We start from the raw sequence: 14962 nt of genomic DNA, 5'->3' as shown, positions 1-14962 counted from the left end.
TCGTCGCCGAAGCGTTCGGGGGCGCGACCCACAGGTGTCGATAAACCGACTGACTTACTCAGTCCCCAGACTGAGGTTGCTCCTGGAGAAGGACGTGAAGCTCGTCCACGGTCAGCCAAGGTCTGGATACGTGGATCATGCGGTGGCAGTTGGCGCACAACAGCGCGAGGTCCTCAAGACGGGTCTCGCTCTCCCCGATGTGGTGCAGGGGGACGATGTGATGCACCTCGATGTAGTTGTCACCGCGGGGCCCATAAGTGCTGGCGAAGTCGAAACTGCACGCTTCACAGGCGATGGGAGAGCCTTGAGCCAGGGTCTTTTTGATCTTCTGAGTCCGCAGCTTGCGGTTGCGCTCACGGTCGTAGTGCTTGCGGATGAGTAGGCGGCCTTCGGGTGCGCTGATGTCCTGCTCCACCTCTTCTTCCACAGGTGGGAGGTCGATCAGCTCTCCGGAACGCACACCCTGACGGATGCTCTCGGCCGCTGCACGCATGCGGTCCGGTTCTGCGAGAAAGGCTTCGAGCACCTTGCGGTCGAGCGCGCTGCCGTTGGTCTTCTTCGTGACTCGGTTCGGATGCCAGTTGAGGATGTTGTCGGTCTTGAGCCGGATGCTGTTCGGTGACCGGAATCCTGCCGGACGTCTCTCCACTGGGTGAAGCGGGAGGAGTTGAAGAAGCTCGGATAGCGCGATCACCTCTGGTCGAGTGGTGTCCAAGGTCTTCCAGTGATGCTCCACCAGGAGGTCGCACGCCAAGACCAACTCGTCCCAGAGCCAGGGAAGCTGTGGGAACGATCGGACCTCGAACCCCAGGCTCTCCAACTTCCTCGCGACAGTGGCCGCACCACCGGAGAACTCTGACGGGAGCAGAGGCCTGCCCTGCACGTGTTTGTGTGCGACACCGCAGATGGCCTTGGAGTCGTACCTCCTACCTTCGTACACCAGGAAGTAGGAGCGGGATCCTTCAAACCCATAAGTGCGGAGGAACAGCTCACCACCAAGCTCGTCATACTCCCGAATCGCTTCCAGAACCGCGTCCCGTGTGACATCTGTCAGACCCATGGCGCCAGCCTAGATACCGACCATTACGGGCAGATCGGTGGCTAACGGTCTCTAGATCTGGCTGCGGGGTGGAGGGGGACTAGAGATACCGAGGCCCTTTCGGACAGAGCACTCGGGGTTCGAACCCACGAAGCCCGTTGCTTCGGAGAAACCTAATGACCTGTCGATAAAGCGACGAATAGCTTTGTGACCTGCGCTGACGTTCCGGAGGCCTCCCAGTGCTTCCAGCCCCTTCTCAAAGTCCTGCGCGGTGAAGCCGGGATGCTTCGGGTGTCCCGGCTGAGTAGGGAATACCAGCCTTCCAGGAGACAGCAACCACGGTTCCAGCCACGCGCGGTCCTGACTCAGTTGGCCGGTCCCCCGCACGTCCGGTGCCGGGCCAGGTTCCGTGATGACGAGTGGTTACGGATCAGGGGTTTCATCTGACAAGGCAGCAGCTTGATGTCGTCGGTGATCAACCCACTCATGCACGTAGGCACTCGCGAACGCCACCAAAGCGATCAGAGAACAGATCAAAGCTGCCCGGATACTGCTTGTCCGCAACGAATCTTCAGCCCAGAGCAACATGTTCGTCGTCAGCGCGACGGTAGCGACAGCAAAGAGCAGAGGCCATGGCCGGGGGACGCCGACTGCGCATGTATCGGTCTCTCTCCTCGGTCACCGGCAGAGGTGGCGCTGACACCGACTTCTGCCGGTAAGTGCACCTGGACCGAATGACTCGCGCAACACCTCGCGCGGAAAATCGGCGAGGCTCGGCAGAAGGTGCTCGCCGCCTGACCTCGGGAACGACGAAGGCCGATGCGCCGGTCCATGTGCGATGGACCTGGCTCACCGGCCTTCTCTGCTTCCTCGCAGGCCTCTGGCCTGTGGGACTCTGCGGAGGGTGTGGGATTTGAACCCACGAAGCCCCGTCAAGGACTTGGTGCTTTTCAAGAGCACTGCACTCGGCCGCTATGCGAACCCTCCATGGGAGAGCCTCGGCTCTCTCCGCCAGACATGGTAGCTCACAGTGGAGACCACAGCGCAGGGGTGTCGGACAGGGTTACTCAGGAGTAACCTACCTGCCATGGAGAAAATGGACGCCGGTACGGCGGAGTTCGTGAAGTCCGGGTTCCTCGCGGCCGTGCCCTTCGCGCGGCACCTCGGGATCGGCTTCGTCGAGGTGGAGCACGGCCGCGTGGTCATGCGCCTGCCCGAGAACGCGAACCACCACAACCACATCGGTGGACCCCACACGGGAGCCATGTTCACCCTGGCCGAGTCCGCGTCCGGCGCCATCATCATCGGTGACTTCGGGGACCAACTGAACCGCGCGGTGCCCTTCCCCAGTCGGGTCGAGGTCGACTTCCTCCAGATCGCCCTGGGCGACGTCATCGCGGAGGCCACACTCACTCATCCGCGCGAGCAGGTCGTGGCCGAACTGGACGCCGGTAAGCGCCCCGAGTTCCCCATCGAGGTGGAGTTGCGCACCGAGGACGGCACCGTCACCGGCAGGATGGCCGTCACCTGGACGCTCAAGCCCAACAGGGGCTGACCTCCGCCGGCCCGGCCGGGGCCTTCCTCGCCTCCTCTAGGGGTCTGCCGATTGTCGGTACCGCTGGGTACGTTGACCTGGAAAGAGAACCTGGCTGAAAGAGGAGGCCGTGCGGTGAGACTACGAGTGGATCGCGACGCGTTCGCGGAGGCGGTCTCCTGGACCGCGCGGGCGCTGCCCACCAGGCCGGCGGTACCGGTCCTCGCCGGGATGCGCATGGAGGTCTCCGAGGAGGGCACCACCCTTCACCTCTCCGGGTTCGACTACGAGGTATCGACCAGGGCATCGGTGGAGGTCCTGTTGGAGGAACCCGGAGCGGTATTGGTACCGGGGCGTCTGCTGGCCGAGATCGTCAACAACCTGCCGTCCGGTTCCGTGCACATCGACACCGACGGCCCCAAGGTCAACGTGCGCGCAGGCGCCGCCCGCTTCACCCTCATCACCATGCCTCTGGAGGACTACCCCGGCTTGCCCGGTATGCCGGGCAAGATCGGCTCGGTACCGGCCGACGCCTTCACCGCCGCGGTGCGTCAGGTGACCCCGGCGGCCAGCAAGGACGACACCCTGCCGATGCTGACCGGCGCCTATCTGGACTTCGCGGGCGACTCGCTGAAGATCGTGGCCACGGACCGCTACCGGATCGCGGTCCGCGAACTGTGGTGGCAGCCGGAGGACCCCGGTGTGGACGTGTCCGCCCTGGTCCCCGCCCGCACCCTCGCCAACACCGTGCGCGGTCTGATCGGCCACTCCAACGTGGACGTCGCCCTGTCCACGACCACCGTGGCGGAGGGCGTCAACCTGTCACCGGGCGAGGGCATGATCGGCTTCGCCAACGGCGAGCGACACACCACCACCCGGCTGATCGACAGCGACTTCGTCAAGTACGCGTCCTGGTTCCCCACCGACTTCTCCGGGCGGGCCGAGGTCGCCGTGGCGCCGCTGCTGGAAGCGATCAAGAGGGTCGCTTTGGTGGCAGACCGAAACACGCCTCTGCGGTTGGCATTCACGGAGGGTGAGGTCGTCCTGGAAGCCGGTTCGGGTGAGGACGCCCAAGCGGTGGAGGCCATCCAGGTGGGGTACGAGGGCGATCCCCTGAAGGTGGCGTTCAAGCCCGACTACCTGGTCGACGGGCTCTCCGGGGTGGGCACCACCACCGCCTACCTCAACTTCACCGAGCCGACGAAACCCGCGGTGTTCACCGATGTCCCGGCGAAGGAGGGCGAGGAGCCCTCGTTCCACTACTTGGTTCAGCCATTGCGTAGTACTTGACCAGCGGATTCCCTGTTCTTGGGGAAACTGTCCACAGGGCCGTCCGCAAGTTATCCACAGGCTGTCTCCCCAGCCTGTGGATAACCCGGGGTGATCGGTCGCGCAGAAGGGTCGAAGAGCCCTTTGAAACGGCCTGTTCTCCGCTGTGACAAGGGAAAACGGCGTTCCTGTGGAAACTGTGCACAACCTGTGGACAACTCCGCGTGAGTGGCTATTCGCCCTCGGCCAGAGTGGACGTTCCGCCACTGGTCACCGGGGTGTCCAAGCCCAGCTCCGCCTGGCGTCCACGGCGGTATCCGGCCCGGTATCCGGCGGCGCTGTGGGTGCGCTCGGGACGATGTTTGCGCAACTGTGGGAACTGCTTTTGGAACTCTTCGTTCACCCGATGCACATCTTCGCGTAGGACCAGTGCCGCCCCGCGGATGGAACCACTTTCGTCACCGTCGGTAACGCCGTCGGAGTCGGTTTCGGACGCGGCCATTCTCTGCAATCGGGCGCGGAACTCCCGAATGCGTTCGGCCACCGCCTGCCCGTAGGCACGGACGAAGGAACGGTAGTAGCGCTTACGCTCCGTCTCCAAAGCCGACCGTGTGTAGTTGCGCAGTTCACGAATGTCGGTGATGTGCGACGAACTCATGAACCGGGCGGAGGCCTCCATCTGCATGGAGATCGAAGGCAACAACATCCGCAGCGCGTCCAACGCGCTGGCCGTACCCACCAGGATGATGACGCGTTCGGTGGTCTCCGAGTTGTTCCCCCGGACCGCGGACTGGCACCCATAGGCGGCGGCGATGTCGGCGAGAGCGCGCACCCGGGACTTGCCGTGACCACCCGCTCCGGAAACGGTGTAGTCCATGCGGCTGATCGCGTCCGGTTCCTCGCCCCGCTCGGCGCGGGCCTCGGCCTCGGCGATCGCGTGGCGGGTCATCAGCTCGGCGGCCTTGGCGGTGAACGCCTGGCTCTCGGCATCGGTGACCGCGGGGTCCTCCGCCATGCGAAGGAGCCCGCGGACCCGCTCGACCATCTTCTGACGGGCAGCTTCAGTCATCGGCGCCGGTTGTCTCCCCTAGGTGAGTGTCTTGTTCCGCCCCGGGCGGAAACAACGAGCCTAAGCCCTCTTGTTCCCCGCCACCGTCAGGGTGGCCTGGAAGACCGCTCACACACCTGCCCGAATCGTGCCCGTCCCGTGCGGGGTGGCCGAGGTGATCGACCACCCGTCGGAGACCGCTCAGTTCTTGTTGCCCGCGACCGCGGCGACGACGCCGATGATCAGCCAGAGGACCAGGCCCACGCCCAGACCGGCGAAGAGACCGCCGAACAGTCCGGTGAAGATGGCGAAGCTGCCGATGACGGACCCGATGTAGCTGATGATGGCGGTGGCGCCACCGGCGAACACGGCCGGCGCGGCCGCGTAGCGGAAGGGGTAGTTGGCGGCCCAACGGCGACCCCGACGGTCGCTCTTCTTGCTCATCACACCGCCGATTCCGCCGATCAGCGCGAAGAAGAAGATGCCGGTCGTGACCGCACCGGGGATCCCGGCCAGGCCGAAGTTCATCAGGAAGGAGAGGGCGCCGGCCACGGAGCCGCCCACGACCGAAGCCCCCCACGGCCAGATCATCGTCGCCGAGGCGACGGGAGTGAATGCGTTACCGCGCTCCAGCGTCATGTTCACAGCTCCAGTCGAGTTCGCGTGGCCTCCGCGCGTCGCGGGACCCTCCACTACCAGGATGGTGGGGCGGGGCGTCCCACGCATCAGGGCTCGTCCCTGACTTACCCCGGAGGCGGGGCCCCGGCACCTGGCGCGCCGGGAAAAGACGGCTCGAAGCCCCCGAAGCGGTGCACGGGGCGCCTCTCCTCGGGAAACGATCAAACGTCCACGGAAGTGCCCGAAGCGCCCGGGTTTCGCGGATGATCGTCGTAGGTGCCCTCCATACCGGCCCGCAGACGCGGCCAGGCCGTGCGGAACGCCGGAAGCAGGGGGAGCGACTCCGTGGAGGTCACCGGAACCCACCGGATCTCCTCGCTCTCCGAATTACCGGGTCGGAACGGGGCCAGGGCGGGAATCCGCAGCAGGAAGGTGTCGTAGCGCCACACCGACAGATCGTGTTCGTGCCGGCCCAACACCGTGTAGTCGGCGAGATCACCCGCGACCTCCTCACGGAACTCGCGTACGGCCGCCTCCAGCGGTGTCTCGTCCCGATTGCGCGCCCCTCCCGGGATGCCCCAGGTTCCCCCCATGTGGGTCCACCCCGCACGGTGCTGGAGCAGCACGTGGCCGGAACCGGCCGCGTCGGTGGCGTACAACAACAACCCGGCGGCGCCGTACAGCCCCCACCTTCGGGAGCCGTCGGGCAATTCCACCCAGCCGTTTCCGTCGCCCTCCTGCATCAGGCCCTCCGATCAGCCCGGTCTCCTCCGATGCGTGGATGACCCATCGCACCCTGTGGACAACGGGAGTCCGCGTCGGCGAATCCCGCTAACCTCTTGAACCTATGGCCCTCTCGACGTCTTCCGCAGCCCTCCTGCCGGTTTACGCTCTTGACCTGGTGCGCCGCCACTGGGCTCCCCTGCTGTGCGTCTACACCGGCGGGATGCTGCTGCACACCCTGCTCATGCGCGGATTGGTGGGTCTCACCGACGTGAACCCCACCCTCTCCCTCGCCGGCCTCGGGCTCACCCTGCTGGTCACCCTGGTGACCTTCGTGGTGATGTTCCAGCTCCTACGCCCGGGGCTCCCCCTGGTGGACCGGGAACTCCACTCCGAGGTCGTCCGGCGGGGGAAACGCACCGGTTTCGCCGAACGAGAACGTCGGGTCGTGGACGGGGTCGCCCTCGCGATCATGCCGTTCCTGGTCTTCTACGGGGCCTGGGGGTTGATCAAGGAGGAGTACGACACCTACAGCATCGGCCTGCTCAACACCGGCGGCATCGAGGCCTTCGCGACCCCGACCGAACTCGGCTGGTTCGGCCTGCCCTTGGCGGTGGCGGTCGTGGCCTGGCTGCTGCGGCGCGTGTGCGGACACTTCTACGAGTCGGGGCGCAACCCGGTCCTGGGCGTCCTCACGGCGCTGTTCGAGGGCGTTTGGATGTTCCTGGCCCTGTTCTCCGTCGGGGTCTTCATCGGCTTCTCCCATGAGTGGGTCGGTAACCGTGCCGCCTGGGTCGGGGTGGAGACCACGCTGAAGGGCGCCATCGACGGTTTCGGGATCAAGCTGAACGTGCCCGAACTCTCCGCCGGGATCGTCGCGGCGATCACCGCCGTGTGGACCTCGGTCAAGGAGGGCTTCCTCGGCCCCATACTGTGGCTGACCATCACCGCGGTGGTCTACCGGGCCCAGATCGGCGACCACGACTCCCTCTTCGAGGAGCGTCGCGGCGGTGGCCGGGTCGGAGCGGCCGTCAACCTCGCCGCGAGGCTGGGCAAGGTGTTCGGACGGCAGGCGGACTCGGACTTCCGGGACAAGTTCACGCCCTTGCTCAACGCCGGGCGATTCGTGCTCGGCGCGGGTCCGGTGTTCTACCTGACCTTCTGCCTGTACTTCGTCTTCCTGGACATGGTGTTCAGCCAACTGAACCGGGGACTCTTCGTCCTGCTCGGCCCGGGTGAGTTCCAGGGTGAGCTCTGGCCATGGTTGCGGCCCATCGACTTCACCGTGGACGCCCTGCACATGCTGTTCCGTCTGTGCCTGCTGGCCGCCGCCTTCGAGATCGCGTTGCGCAAGGCGGAGGAGAACAGTGTGGGCCGGCACCTGTGGCACACGGCCCGACACGCGTCCTAGGAAGCCCCCTCGCAGGTCGGGGTCACTCCAGGGGGTCGGCCTCGAAGAGCAGGGCCTCGGGCTTGGAACGGTCGAGGTCGCCCGTGGTCGTCACGGTGACCTCGTACCTGAGTTCCTCGGCCACGTCCTGGGGCACCAGGAAGGACAGCACCAACGTCTGCTCCTTGCCCGCCGGGATCGGAGCCGCGTCGGCGTCGGAGCAGCCGCCCATGGTCACGCCCTGGTCCTCGGAGAGGTCGCGCATGCCGTACTCCGTGGTGGGTTCCCAGGTACGTCCGTCCTCGTCCATGGCGCGGAAGCGGCAGTAGGCGTTCAGCAGCTCGCCCGCGTCATCGTCCTCGGGGGTGACCTTGAAGCCGACGTCGACCAGTTCCACGCCTTCCGGAGGTGGGGTCTGCCCCTCCACGTAACCGACGAGGTAACCGAGGACCTCCCACTCGCTGCCGGCCATGGTGGCGGTCGAATCCTCGACGACCCGCGGTTCGGGGCGGACGAGACCGCTCTCGCTCACCTCCCTGGCCTCCGTCAGATACGACCACCCGACCATGATCGGGAACAGTACGACCAAGGCGGCCACGTAGGGCAGGTGCAGGCGCTTCCACAGGGGGAGGGCGCGGCGTGGCCGACCGGAGCCGGGTGAGGGACGGGCGTGGCGTGCCGAGCGAGAGCCCGGGGCGGGTCGGGGTGAACGTGGGTCCCGCGCCTCCGGGTTCCACGGGTGGTTCTGGGGAGGCTGTCCCCAGTACGGTCCGGGACGTGCGGGAGGGACCTGGGCGCCGGTGGCCGGCCCACCCTGCCCGGGGTGCCCGCCAAGGCCTGGAGGCATCGGTGGGGGAGGACCCATGGGCGGCCATCCGGACGGCCGTCCCCCCGGCGGAGGCGGGCCCTGAGGCGGCCCCTGGGGTGGCCATGGGCGCCCCCCGGGTCCACCCGGGCCGTACGAGGGGTTCGGGCGCCCATACGGGGGCTGAGAGCCCGGCAGAGGACCTTGCCCGTGGGGATCATTCGGGTGCATCGATGTCCTCCCCGGCCTGGATCTGAGGCGGAAGCAGTTCCGCGGGTTCGTCGGAGGGCGATGTGTCCGTCAGCTCCAGGTCCACCGCGGCCTGGGCGCCGAGGCGACCTTCGAACCCGGGGGCGTTCGTGACGACCAGGGAGGGCTCGTCGATCTCCTTCTCGGGCACCTCGAACACGAACGCGCCGTACAGGGGCAGACCGGGCGACAGGGTGGCGCGGTCCATCGCGTCGGGGAACCAGCTCGGTTCGAAATAGGTGGTGCCGTCCTTCATCCGCAGCTCGGCGGGGAAACCGACCATCGTGGTGTGCTCGGCGGTCATGCGGGCCCAGACCAGCACCCAGACGCCGTTGGCCTCGACCGGCTCCGTGCTCTCGCCGAAGGCGTCGGTGGCGCTCAGGGACGTGCTCAGGTCGACCCGGTCGATCTCCAGGGTGAAGTCGTCGGTGACGACGGGCTCCCGGGCGGACCCGGACGTACCGATGGGTTCGACCATCTTGTCCTTGGCCACCACGAAGTGCTGGCAGAGGGTGATTCCGGCGGCCAAGAGCACGCAGACGACGACGGTGAGGGGTCGGTTCATGTTCGTTCAGCCCCCGTCCAGGGGGAGCGAGACCGCGCCCACCACGTCTTTGGTTCCGACCCACAGGGTCCCCGTGCCACCGGTGGTCTGGAGCTCCTCGATCTCGTGCAGCGCCAAACCCAGGCTCTCCACGTCGTCGACGTCGAAGTTCCGGGGGACCTCCCAGGACAGAATGGCCGACTCTTCCACCGAGTGCGGTTGCAGGTGAGACACGTAACCCGTCGGCTGACGCTCGTAGTTGATCTCCGGCCCCTTCACGGTCTGCCCGCCGGGTTCGGCGTGCACCACCAGGCTGCCGCCGACGTTGCCCATCGGGACGGGGCGCTCGGAGCCGCGCAGCTCGATGTCGGCCCTGACCTGAAGGTAGGTACCGAGGTCGTCGGAGTGGATCCGCGCCTCGTGTGGGGTCACGACGATGAGGTCGTTCTTCAACTCGGTGCCCGGCTCGGCCGGGTCGGCCAGCGGGTCGTGGGTGTCGAGCCCACCGAACGCGGCCACACCGAGGAGACCGACCGCGCAGGCCGCGCCGGCCAGGGAGAACAGGGCGAACTTCGCGAAGGGGTTCGCGGGTAGGGGAGAGCGCCGCGGTTCCTCCGCGGCGCCGAGATGGTGCACCACGAGGCGCAAGTCTAGAGGTAATGGGTCGTGGGCACCTCAAAACGTCCGGAACCGGTCGAACAAGGTCGCGAATTCTCGCAGGTCCTGGCGGTTTTCGGTGTCGTTCGAGGGTGCGGGTCCGGTCGTGCGGTTCGGGGATCGCGTGGGCCGAGAAACGGGACCGGTTATTGAGGGCGAACCTATAATTACCGGGAGTGAATAAATAACTACGCATGGTGCGGATTCGGGTTGGGGGTTGAACCCGTTAATGCCAGATGTCAACAATGGGTGTCCGCGGAACGACCTTGGGTTTTTCTTTCCGAGCTGAAAGCGGTTTGTAAGCGTCTCGGAAGAGGATCTCCCTAGTGTGAAGCTCGATCGGCGAGACCGGCGCCCGCGAGAGGACGGCTCGTGGGAGACACGCCGGCCCGGCGACGAATCGGACACGAGCCATCCGTGGTGAGCCCCCAGGCGGAGGGCGCCACGGATGGCGTTTCCGCCGGAGGGCGGTGAGTCCCATGATGCTTCGAAGACGGCGTAGGGCCACATTGCGGCTCTACACGAGTGCGGTGAGAAGAGGAGTTCGAGTGCCGAAGATGCTGACGGTGGACGAGCAGTTCGAGGCGATCGTGGCGGGTGCGACCCCCGAGGCCAAGATGCGTCCCATGGAGGAGCCCACCCCGAAGGAGGCGGCTCCCAAGGAAGCAGAAGAGGAGAAGGAGGAGAAGGAGGACAAGTAGTCCTTCCCTCCGGGGGCCGTCCGTTCCGAGTACCGACTGGAGGGGGGTACTCGGAGCGAACGGGCTCCCCGAATTCCTATTCCACGAGTGGCGGCTTGCTAGGGTTGCTGCTTGTGGATTTCGGCGTGCTTGGCCCCATTGCCGCGTGGTCGGACGGAAGATCCCTTCCGGTAGGTGGACCACGGCAACGTTGTGTCCTGGGCGTACTCCTGGTATACGCCGGTCGAGAGGTCACTTTCGACCAATTGATCAGCTTTCTGTGGAACGACGACCCACCTCGCACCGCGCGTTCGGTGATCCAGGTACAGGTCTCTCACCTGCGCCGTTCCTTTCCCGGGCTGATCAAAACCACCTCCGGCGGCTACCTGGCCGACATCGACCCGGACCGTGTCGACCTGCACAGGTTCCGGCGGCTTCGGGAGTCGGCGGAGGGCGTCGCCTCCCCGGAGACCATGACGCGGCTGTCCAAGGCCCTCGAATCCTGGCGTGGGGTCCCCTTCTCGGGGGTCGGGTCGGAACACCTCCTCTACTCGGTCGTGTCCCCGATGCTCGAAGAGCGCTGGGCGGCCGTGGCCGAGTGGGCCGACTGCGCGCTTGAACTGGGTCGGGCGAAGGAGGTGGTCGCCTACCTGACCCCCATCGCCCGGCAGGAGGAACTGCGGGAACGGATCCACCACCTCCTCATCACCGCCCTTTGGCGGAGTGGTGAACGGGCCGCCGCGTTGTCCGCATACGAGGCGATCCGTTCCCGGCTCGCGGAGGAGCTGGGGGTCGATCCGGACCCCGAACTGATGGCCCTGCACACGCAGATCCTGCGTGCGGACAGCGTTGAGAAGACACCGGCGAAGGGGTCCGGTTCGCTGGTGCTGAGCAGGGAGGACGGCTTCGTCGTCCGTAACGACCTGCCGCGGGACATCCCCGACTTCGCCGGTCGGGAGAGCTCCCTCACCCAGATCCTGGACCTGGCAGCTCACGACGAGAAGCGGGCCAAGATCTGTGTCATCACCGGGACCGGTGGTGTCGGCAAGACCACCGTGGCGGTTCGGGCGGGCCATGAACTGGCCGAGGAGTACACGGACGGTCAGCTGTTCATCGACCTCTACGGCTACACCCTGGACAAGGAGCCCCTGGACTCCCACACCGCCCTGGGAGCCTTGCTGCGCGCGGTGGGGGTGGACCCGGACGAGGTACCCGAGTCCCTGGACGAGCGTTCCGCGCTGTGGCGGGCCACCCTCATGGGGCGCCGGGTCCTGACGGTTCTCGACAACGCCGTCACCTACTCCCAGGTCGCCCCACTCCTGGCCGCGTCCCCCGGATCACTGACCCTGGTCACCTCGCGCAACGACCTGTCGGGTCTCAGCGGAGCCCGCTACATCTCCCTGAACGTCCTGGAGAAGAAGTCCTCCCTGGAGCTCTTCGCCCGTGTGCTGGGCGAGGACAAGGTCGCCCAGGAACCCGAACAGGCCCAAGAGGTCGCCCGGCTGTGCGGAGGTCTACCGCTGGCCCTGAGGGTGGTGGCCGGACGGATGATGAGCCGACCCCGGTGGACCTTCGCGCACGTGGTGCGGCGCCTGAGCGAGCAGAACCGCCAGTTCCGGGAACTCCAGGTGGACGGGCAGAGCGTCGAGTCGGCCATCGACCTCTCCTACCGCAGTCTCAACCCGGAACTGCACCGGGCCTTCCTCCTGCTCAGCGCCGCCTTCGGCCGCAACATCGACCTTCACGGGGCCGCCACCATCCTCGCCCTCTCACCGGTGGAGACCGACGAGGTGCTTCAGGACCTGGTGAGTGTCTGCCTGCTGGACGAACCTCACGCCGACGTCTATCGGTTCCACGACCTGATCCACGTCTTCGCCTCGCAGAGAGGGAGGACGGATCTCGGGGTCATGGAGTTCGAACGCGCCCGACAGGCCCACGCCGACTACTTCACCGCGACCACCGACCGGGCGGCGGAACTTCTCGGCGGGCCACGCCACAGCGGTGAGAACCCCGTCAAGCCGTCTCGGTACAGCCCGGAACTGAACGACCGGGCCGAGGCCGAGGAATGGTTCGAACTCCACCAGGACCACATCGCGGAGGTCGTCGAGTACTTCGCCGCGCAGGAACGCGCGGAGGACGCTTGGCGACTCGCCGATTCGACCTGGAAGTTCTACACGATACGTGGCAGGTCCGGGATGATCCTGTCCCTCCACGAACGGGTCCTCGCCGCCAACTACGGAAGCGGACACGAACGTGGACGCGCGGTCACCCTGATCGGGATGGGCATCGCCTACTACATCGCGGGTTCCTTCGATCGCTCCCTGGAGATGTTGACCGAGGCCAAGGACATCCTGGAAGTGGTCCAGGACGAGTGGGGCATGGTCCGGGCGCTCTCCAACCTCGCCATGGTCTACGAACGAGTGGGAAGGTTCCGGGACTCGGCCGAGGCGATCCAGGGGGTGTTGGCTCACGCGACGGCCACCGAGGATCCAAGGGTCGAATCCCTGCAGCGGGGGAACCTCGCGGTCCTGCGCCAAACCCTGGGCGAGTACGAGGAGGCGTTGCGTTGTGCCGAACGGGCGCTCAAGACCCCCATGGGTGACTCCGACGAGGAGGGCCGGGCCTACGTGAAGCGGGTCATGGGCGAGGCGTGTGTGGGACTCGAACAGTACGACCGCGCGTTCGCGGACCTGGAGGAGGCGCTGGAGCTGTCCACACGGCTTCAGCTGGTCGGGAACCTGATCTTCGTGCACAACTCGTTCGGAGTCGCGCACCGTGCCGTGGGAAAATTCGAATCGGCCGTCGCCGCCCATGTGAAGGCACTCGAACTGGCGGAGGAAAGCGGCGACCGTAGTGGCGACGCGGAGATCCTCACCGATTACGGGACGACCCTCAGCGTGACCGGCCGTTTCGACGAGGCCGCGGAGGTCTTGGAGAAGGCCCTCGCCACCGCCGTCGAGCGGGACGAGCGCTACATCGCCGCTCGGGCCTCGCTCGCTCTGGGCCGGATCCCCGAACCACTGGTGTCTCCGGACCGGGCCAGGGAACTGCTCACCGACGCCCTGGGGACCTTCGAGGAACTCGACCTGCCCGAGGCGGCGCAGGCGCGCGAAGCGCTCCGAGAACTGGGCGGTTAGACGAGTCGGCGGCCGTTCCGCCTCCGCTTCGTTCCCTTGACCCCTTTTGTCCCCGGGGCCTTCCAACCCCCATGACGGCGCATCGACCGCAGGTACAGCTTCGATGGCAGGGTCCGCACCGGGCGCGGGATCCTCGGGTACACCGTCCTGGTCACCCGGATCAACCGGTCGTACCGGCGCTGCCTCGCGGCCGACCACGGAATACCGAAGTCCCGACGTAGCCCCTCCGGCAGCAGCCCACCGGTGAGGAACCGTTGGGCGGAGGTGAGCGGCCACAGCAACCGGTTTCGTGGCCGGAAGACCCCGTTGGCCAACTCGCGGGCGACCGGGCCTACGTCGAGGTCCGCGAGGCTCCGCTCCCAGTACGCTTCGAACTCCTCCGGGGTCGAGGGCCACGCCTCCTCCGGCAGGCCCAGCGCGGTGGCGTACACCGCGGCCTCCCGTAGGAACGCCTCCCGCTCGCCCGGCGCGAACTCGCCGATGACGAGCTCGTGCAGCCGTTCCCCCGATCGGTAGAGGGTCGCGCCGACCCACAACAGCAGGTCGGGATCGAGCGCGTCGTAGCCGGGGCCGCGCACCTTGCGGTGCATGGCCCGCACGATCGCCTGGACCCGTGCGCGCTCCTCGTCCGTCCCGAGCGCCGTTCCGTACAGGTAGAACAGGGTGCCGCGCAGACGGTCGAGTGGACGGGACGTGAAGTCGCTGTGGTCGGACACGCCCTGGGCGACGGACGGGTGGGCGATCTGGAGCAGGATCGCGTAGCCGGCCCCGGCCAGGAGCCCGGACTCGGCCTGGACCCGGCGCAGCATCGATTGGTCGGACGATCGGTCCATGTCTGGATGGTAGGTCAAGACCCGGATCGACGGGCGAGGACGCGCGCGTTCCGATGAGCCCCGGAGTCGACGATTCCGAAGCGCGTCGTGACGGGGGTAAGGGAACTGTTACCTGAAGGTGAGGTCCAGCGGAAATCCCGCATGGCCCGACCCTTGCTCGGCCCTTCCTCGCGCCAGACCGGCATCGAATCTGGAAGGTATCTTTCCAGTTCCGGCGTTCGTGTCGTCCGGAACCCACCAGTACCAGCGGTCGGAACTCGTTCACCCACCCCGCGCCCGTCACGCGGATTCGGAGCCGCCTGGGGCCAACAGGGGTCTTGACGGGCCGTGACGCTCTCTTTACCGTCTTCGACAACCGGGTGGAGGACTTTCCCGACCACCACGGGGCCGTTCTCGGCCGAGCCCGGAACCCACGGACTAACCGGCCGTGGGACCT

Annotated in this window: 13 protein-coding genes and 1 tRNA gene; 5 read left to right on the top strand and 9 right to left on the bottom strand. The window is 66.7% G+C overall.

Going from position 1 to position 14962, the window contains the following annotated elements; all coding sequences use genetic code 11:
- Positions 1–58: 58 nt before the first annotated feature.
- Positions 59–1060, bottom strand: a complete 1002-nt coding sequence (locus tag ABZ717_RS17165) for an HNH endonuclease (RefSeq protein ID WP_358511128.1) — start codon at positions 1058–1060, stop codon at positions 59–61.
- Positions 1061–1937: 877 nt separating this feature from the next.
- Positions 1938–2026 (bottom strand) — tRNA-Ser (locus tag ABZ717_RS17160).
- A gap of 109 nt (positions 2027–2135) precedes the next feature.
- Between ABZ717_RS17160 and ABZ717_RS17155 the strand changes: the two genes are divergently transcribed.
- Positions 2136–2594 carry a DUF4442 domain-containing protein gene (locus ABZ717_RS17155; protein WP_358511199.1) on the top strand — a complete coding sequence of 153 codons (459 nt, stop codon included), beginning with the start codon at positions 2136–2138 and terminating at the stop codon, positions 2592–2594.
- Between the two features lie 126 nt (positions 2595–2720).
- On the top strand, positions 2721–3863 hold the full coding sequence (gene dnaN / locus ABZ717_RS17150) for a DNA polymerase III subunit beta (RefSeq protein ID WP_358511196.1): 1143 nt from the start codon (positions 2721–2723) through the stop codon (positions 3861–3863).
- Between the two features lie 211 nt (positions 3864–4074).
- Here dnaN and ABZ717_RS17145 read toward each other — a convergent pair whose 3' ends face one another.
- The 3 genes from ABZ717_RS17145 to ABZ717_RS17135 form a co-directional block, all read right to left on the bottom strand.
- Positions 4075–4887, bottom strand: a complete 813-nt coding sequence (locus ABZ717_RS17145) for a DUF2786 domain-containing protein (protein WP_358511193.1) — start codon at positions 4885–4887, stop codon at positions 4075–4077.
- Positions 4888–5091: 204 nt separating this feature from the next.
- Complete coding sequence (locus ABZ717_RS17140; RefSeq protein WP_358511125.1) at positions 5092–5529, bottom strand: hypothetical protein; 438 nt, start codon at positions 5527–5529, stop codon at positions 5092–5094.
- A gap of 200 nt (positions 5530–5729) precedes the next feature.
- A complete protein-coding gene (locus tag ABZ717_RS17135) occupies positions 5730–6251 on the bottom strand; it encodes an NUDIX hydrolase (RefSeq protein WP_358511122.1) in 522 nt (173 codons plus the stop codon).
- Between the two features lie 158 nt (positions 6252–6409).
- Here ABZ717_RS17135 and ABZ717_RS17130 point away from each other — a divergent pair, with 158 nt between their 5' ends.
- Positions 6410–7642, top strand: coding sequence for a hypothetical protein (locus tag ABZ717_RS17130; protein ID WP_358511119.1), 1233 nt, complete (start codon positions 6410–6412; stop codon positions 7640–7642).
- Between the two features lie 22 nt (positions 7643–7664).
- Here ABZ717_RS17130 and ABZ717_RS17125 read toward each other — a convergent pair whose 3' ends face one another.
- The 3 genes from ABZ717_RS17125 to ABZ717_RS17115 all read right to left on the bottom strand — a co-directional run bounded on the left by ABZ717_RS17125 (position 7665) and on the right by ABZ717_RS17115 (position 9858).
- Positions 7665–8219: a hypothetical protein gene (locus tag ABZ717_RS17125; protein ID WP_358511116.1), complete on the bottom strand. Its 555-nt coding sequence runs from the start codon at positions 8217–8219 to the stop codon at positions 7665–7667.
- A gap of 424 nt (positions 8220–8643) precedes the next feature.
- Entirely contained in the window at positions 8644–9240 is a 597-nt protein-coding gene (locus tag ABZ717_RS17120) for a hypothetical protein (protein WP_358511113.1), read from the bottom strand.
- Between the two features lie 6 nt (positions 9241–9246).
- On the bottom strand, positions 9247–9858 hold the full coding sequence (locus ABZ717_RS17115) for a hypothetical protein (protein WP_358511110.1): 612 nt from the start codon (positions 9856–9858) through the stop codon (positions 9247–9249).
- 566 nt (positions 9859–10424) lie between these two features.
- Between ABZ717_RS17115 and ABZ717_RS17110 the strand changes: the two genes are divergently transcribed.
- Both ABZ717_RS17110 and ABZ717_RS17105 read left to right on the top strand, forming a co-directional pair.
- Positions 10425–10577, top strand: coding sequence for a hypothetical protein (locus tag ABZ717_RS17110; protein WP_358511107.1), 153 nt, complete (start codon positions 10425–10427; stop codon positions 10575–10577).
- Positions 10578–10822: 245 nt separating this feature from the next.
- Positions 10823–13693: a BTAD domain-containing putative transcriptional regulator gene (locus tag ABZ717_RS17105; RefSeq protein ID WP_358511104.1), complete on the top strand. Its 2871-nt coding sequence runs from the start codon at positions 10823–10825 to the stop codon at positions 13691–13693.
- On the opposite strand, the gene ABZ717_RS17100 is transcribed toward ABZ717_RS17105, so the two are convergent.
- The gene (locus ABZ717_RS17100) at positions 13690–14526 is read right to left on the bottom strand and encodes an oxygenase MpaB family protein (RefSeq protein WP_358511102.1); all 837 of its coding nucleotides are present in this window, start codon (positions 14524–14526) and stop codon (positions 13690–13692) included. The two genes, ABZ717_RS17105 and ABZ717_RS17100, sit on opposite strands and share 4 nt — an antisense overlap.
- Positions 14527–14962: the final 436 nt, after the last annotated feature.

The sequence above is a fragment of the Nocardiopsis sp. NPDC006832 genome (assembly GCF_040635885.1).
GTDB lineage: Bacteria > Actinomycetota > Actinomycetes > Streptosporangiales > Streptosporangiaceae > Nocardiopsis.
The sequence above is the reverse complement of the archived record's forward strand: the minus strand, read 5'-3'. Positions and strand labels throughout refer to the sequence as shown.

Excerpts from the sequence above, each read along its gene's own strand:
- ABZ717_RS17165 (WP_358511128.1), bottom strand. The coding sequence starts at position 1,060 with ATGGGTCTGACAGATGTCACACGGGACGCGGTTCTGGAAGCGATTCGG.
- ABZ717_RS17155 (WP_358511199.1), top strand. The coding sequence starts at position 2,136 with ATGGACGCCGGTACGGCGGAGTTCGTGAAGTCCGGGTTCCTCGCGGCC.
- ABZ717_RS17145 (WP_358511193.1), bottom strand. The coding sequence starts at position 4,887 with ATGGTCGAGCGGGTCCGCGGGCTCCTTCGCATGGCGGAGGACCCCGCG.
- ABZ717_RS17140 (WP_358511125.1), bottom strand. The coding sequence starts at position 5,529 with ATGACGCTGGAGCGCGGTAACGCATTCACTCCCGTCGCCTCGGCGACG.
- ABZ717_RS17135 (WP_358511122.1), bottom strand. The coding sequence starts at position 6,251 with ATGCAGGAGGGCGACGGAAACGGCTGGGTGGAATTGCCCGACGGCTCC.
- ABZ717_RS17120 (WP_358511113.1), bottom strand. The coding sequence starts at position 9,240 with ATGAACCGACCCCTCACCGTCGTCGTCTGCGTGCTCTTGGCCGCCGGA.
- ABZ717_RS17100 (WP_358511102.1), bottom strand. The coding sequence starts at position 14,526 with ATGGACCGATCGTCCGACCAATCGATGCTGCGCCGGGTCCAGGCCGAG.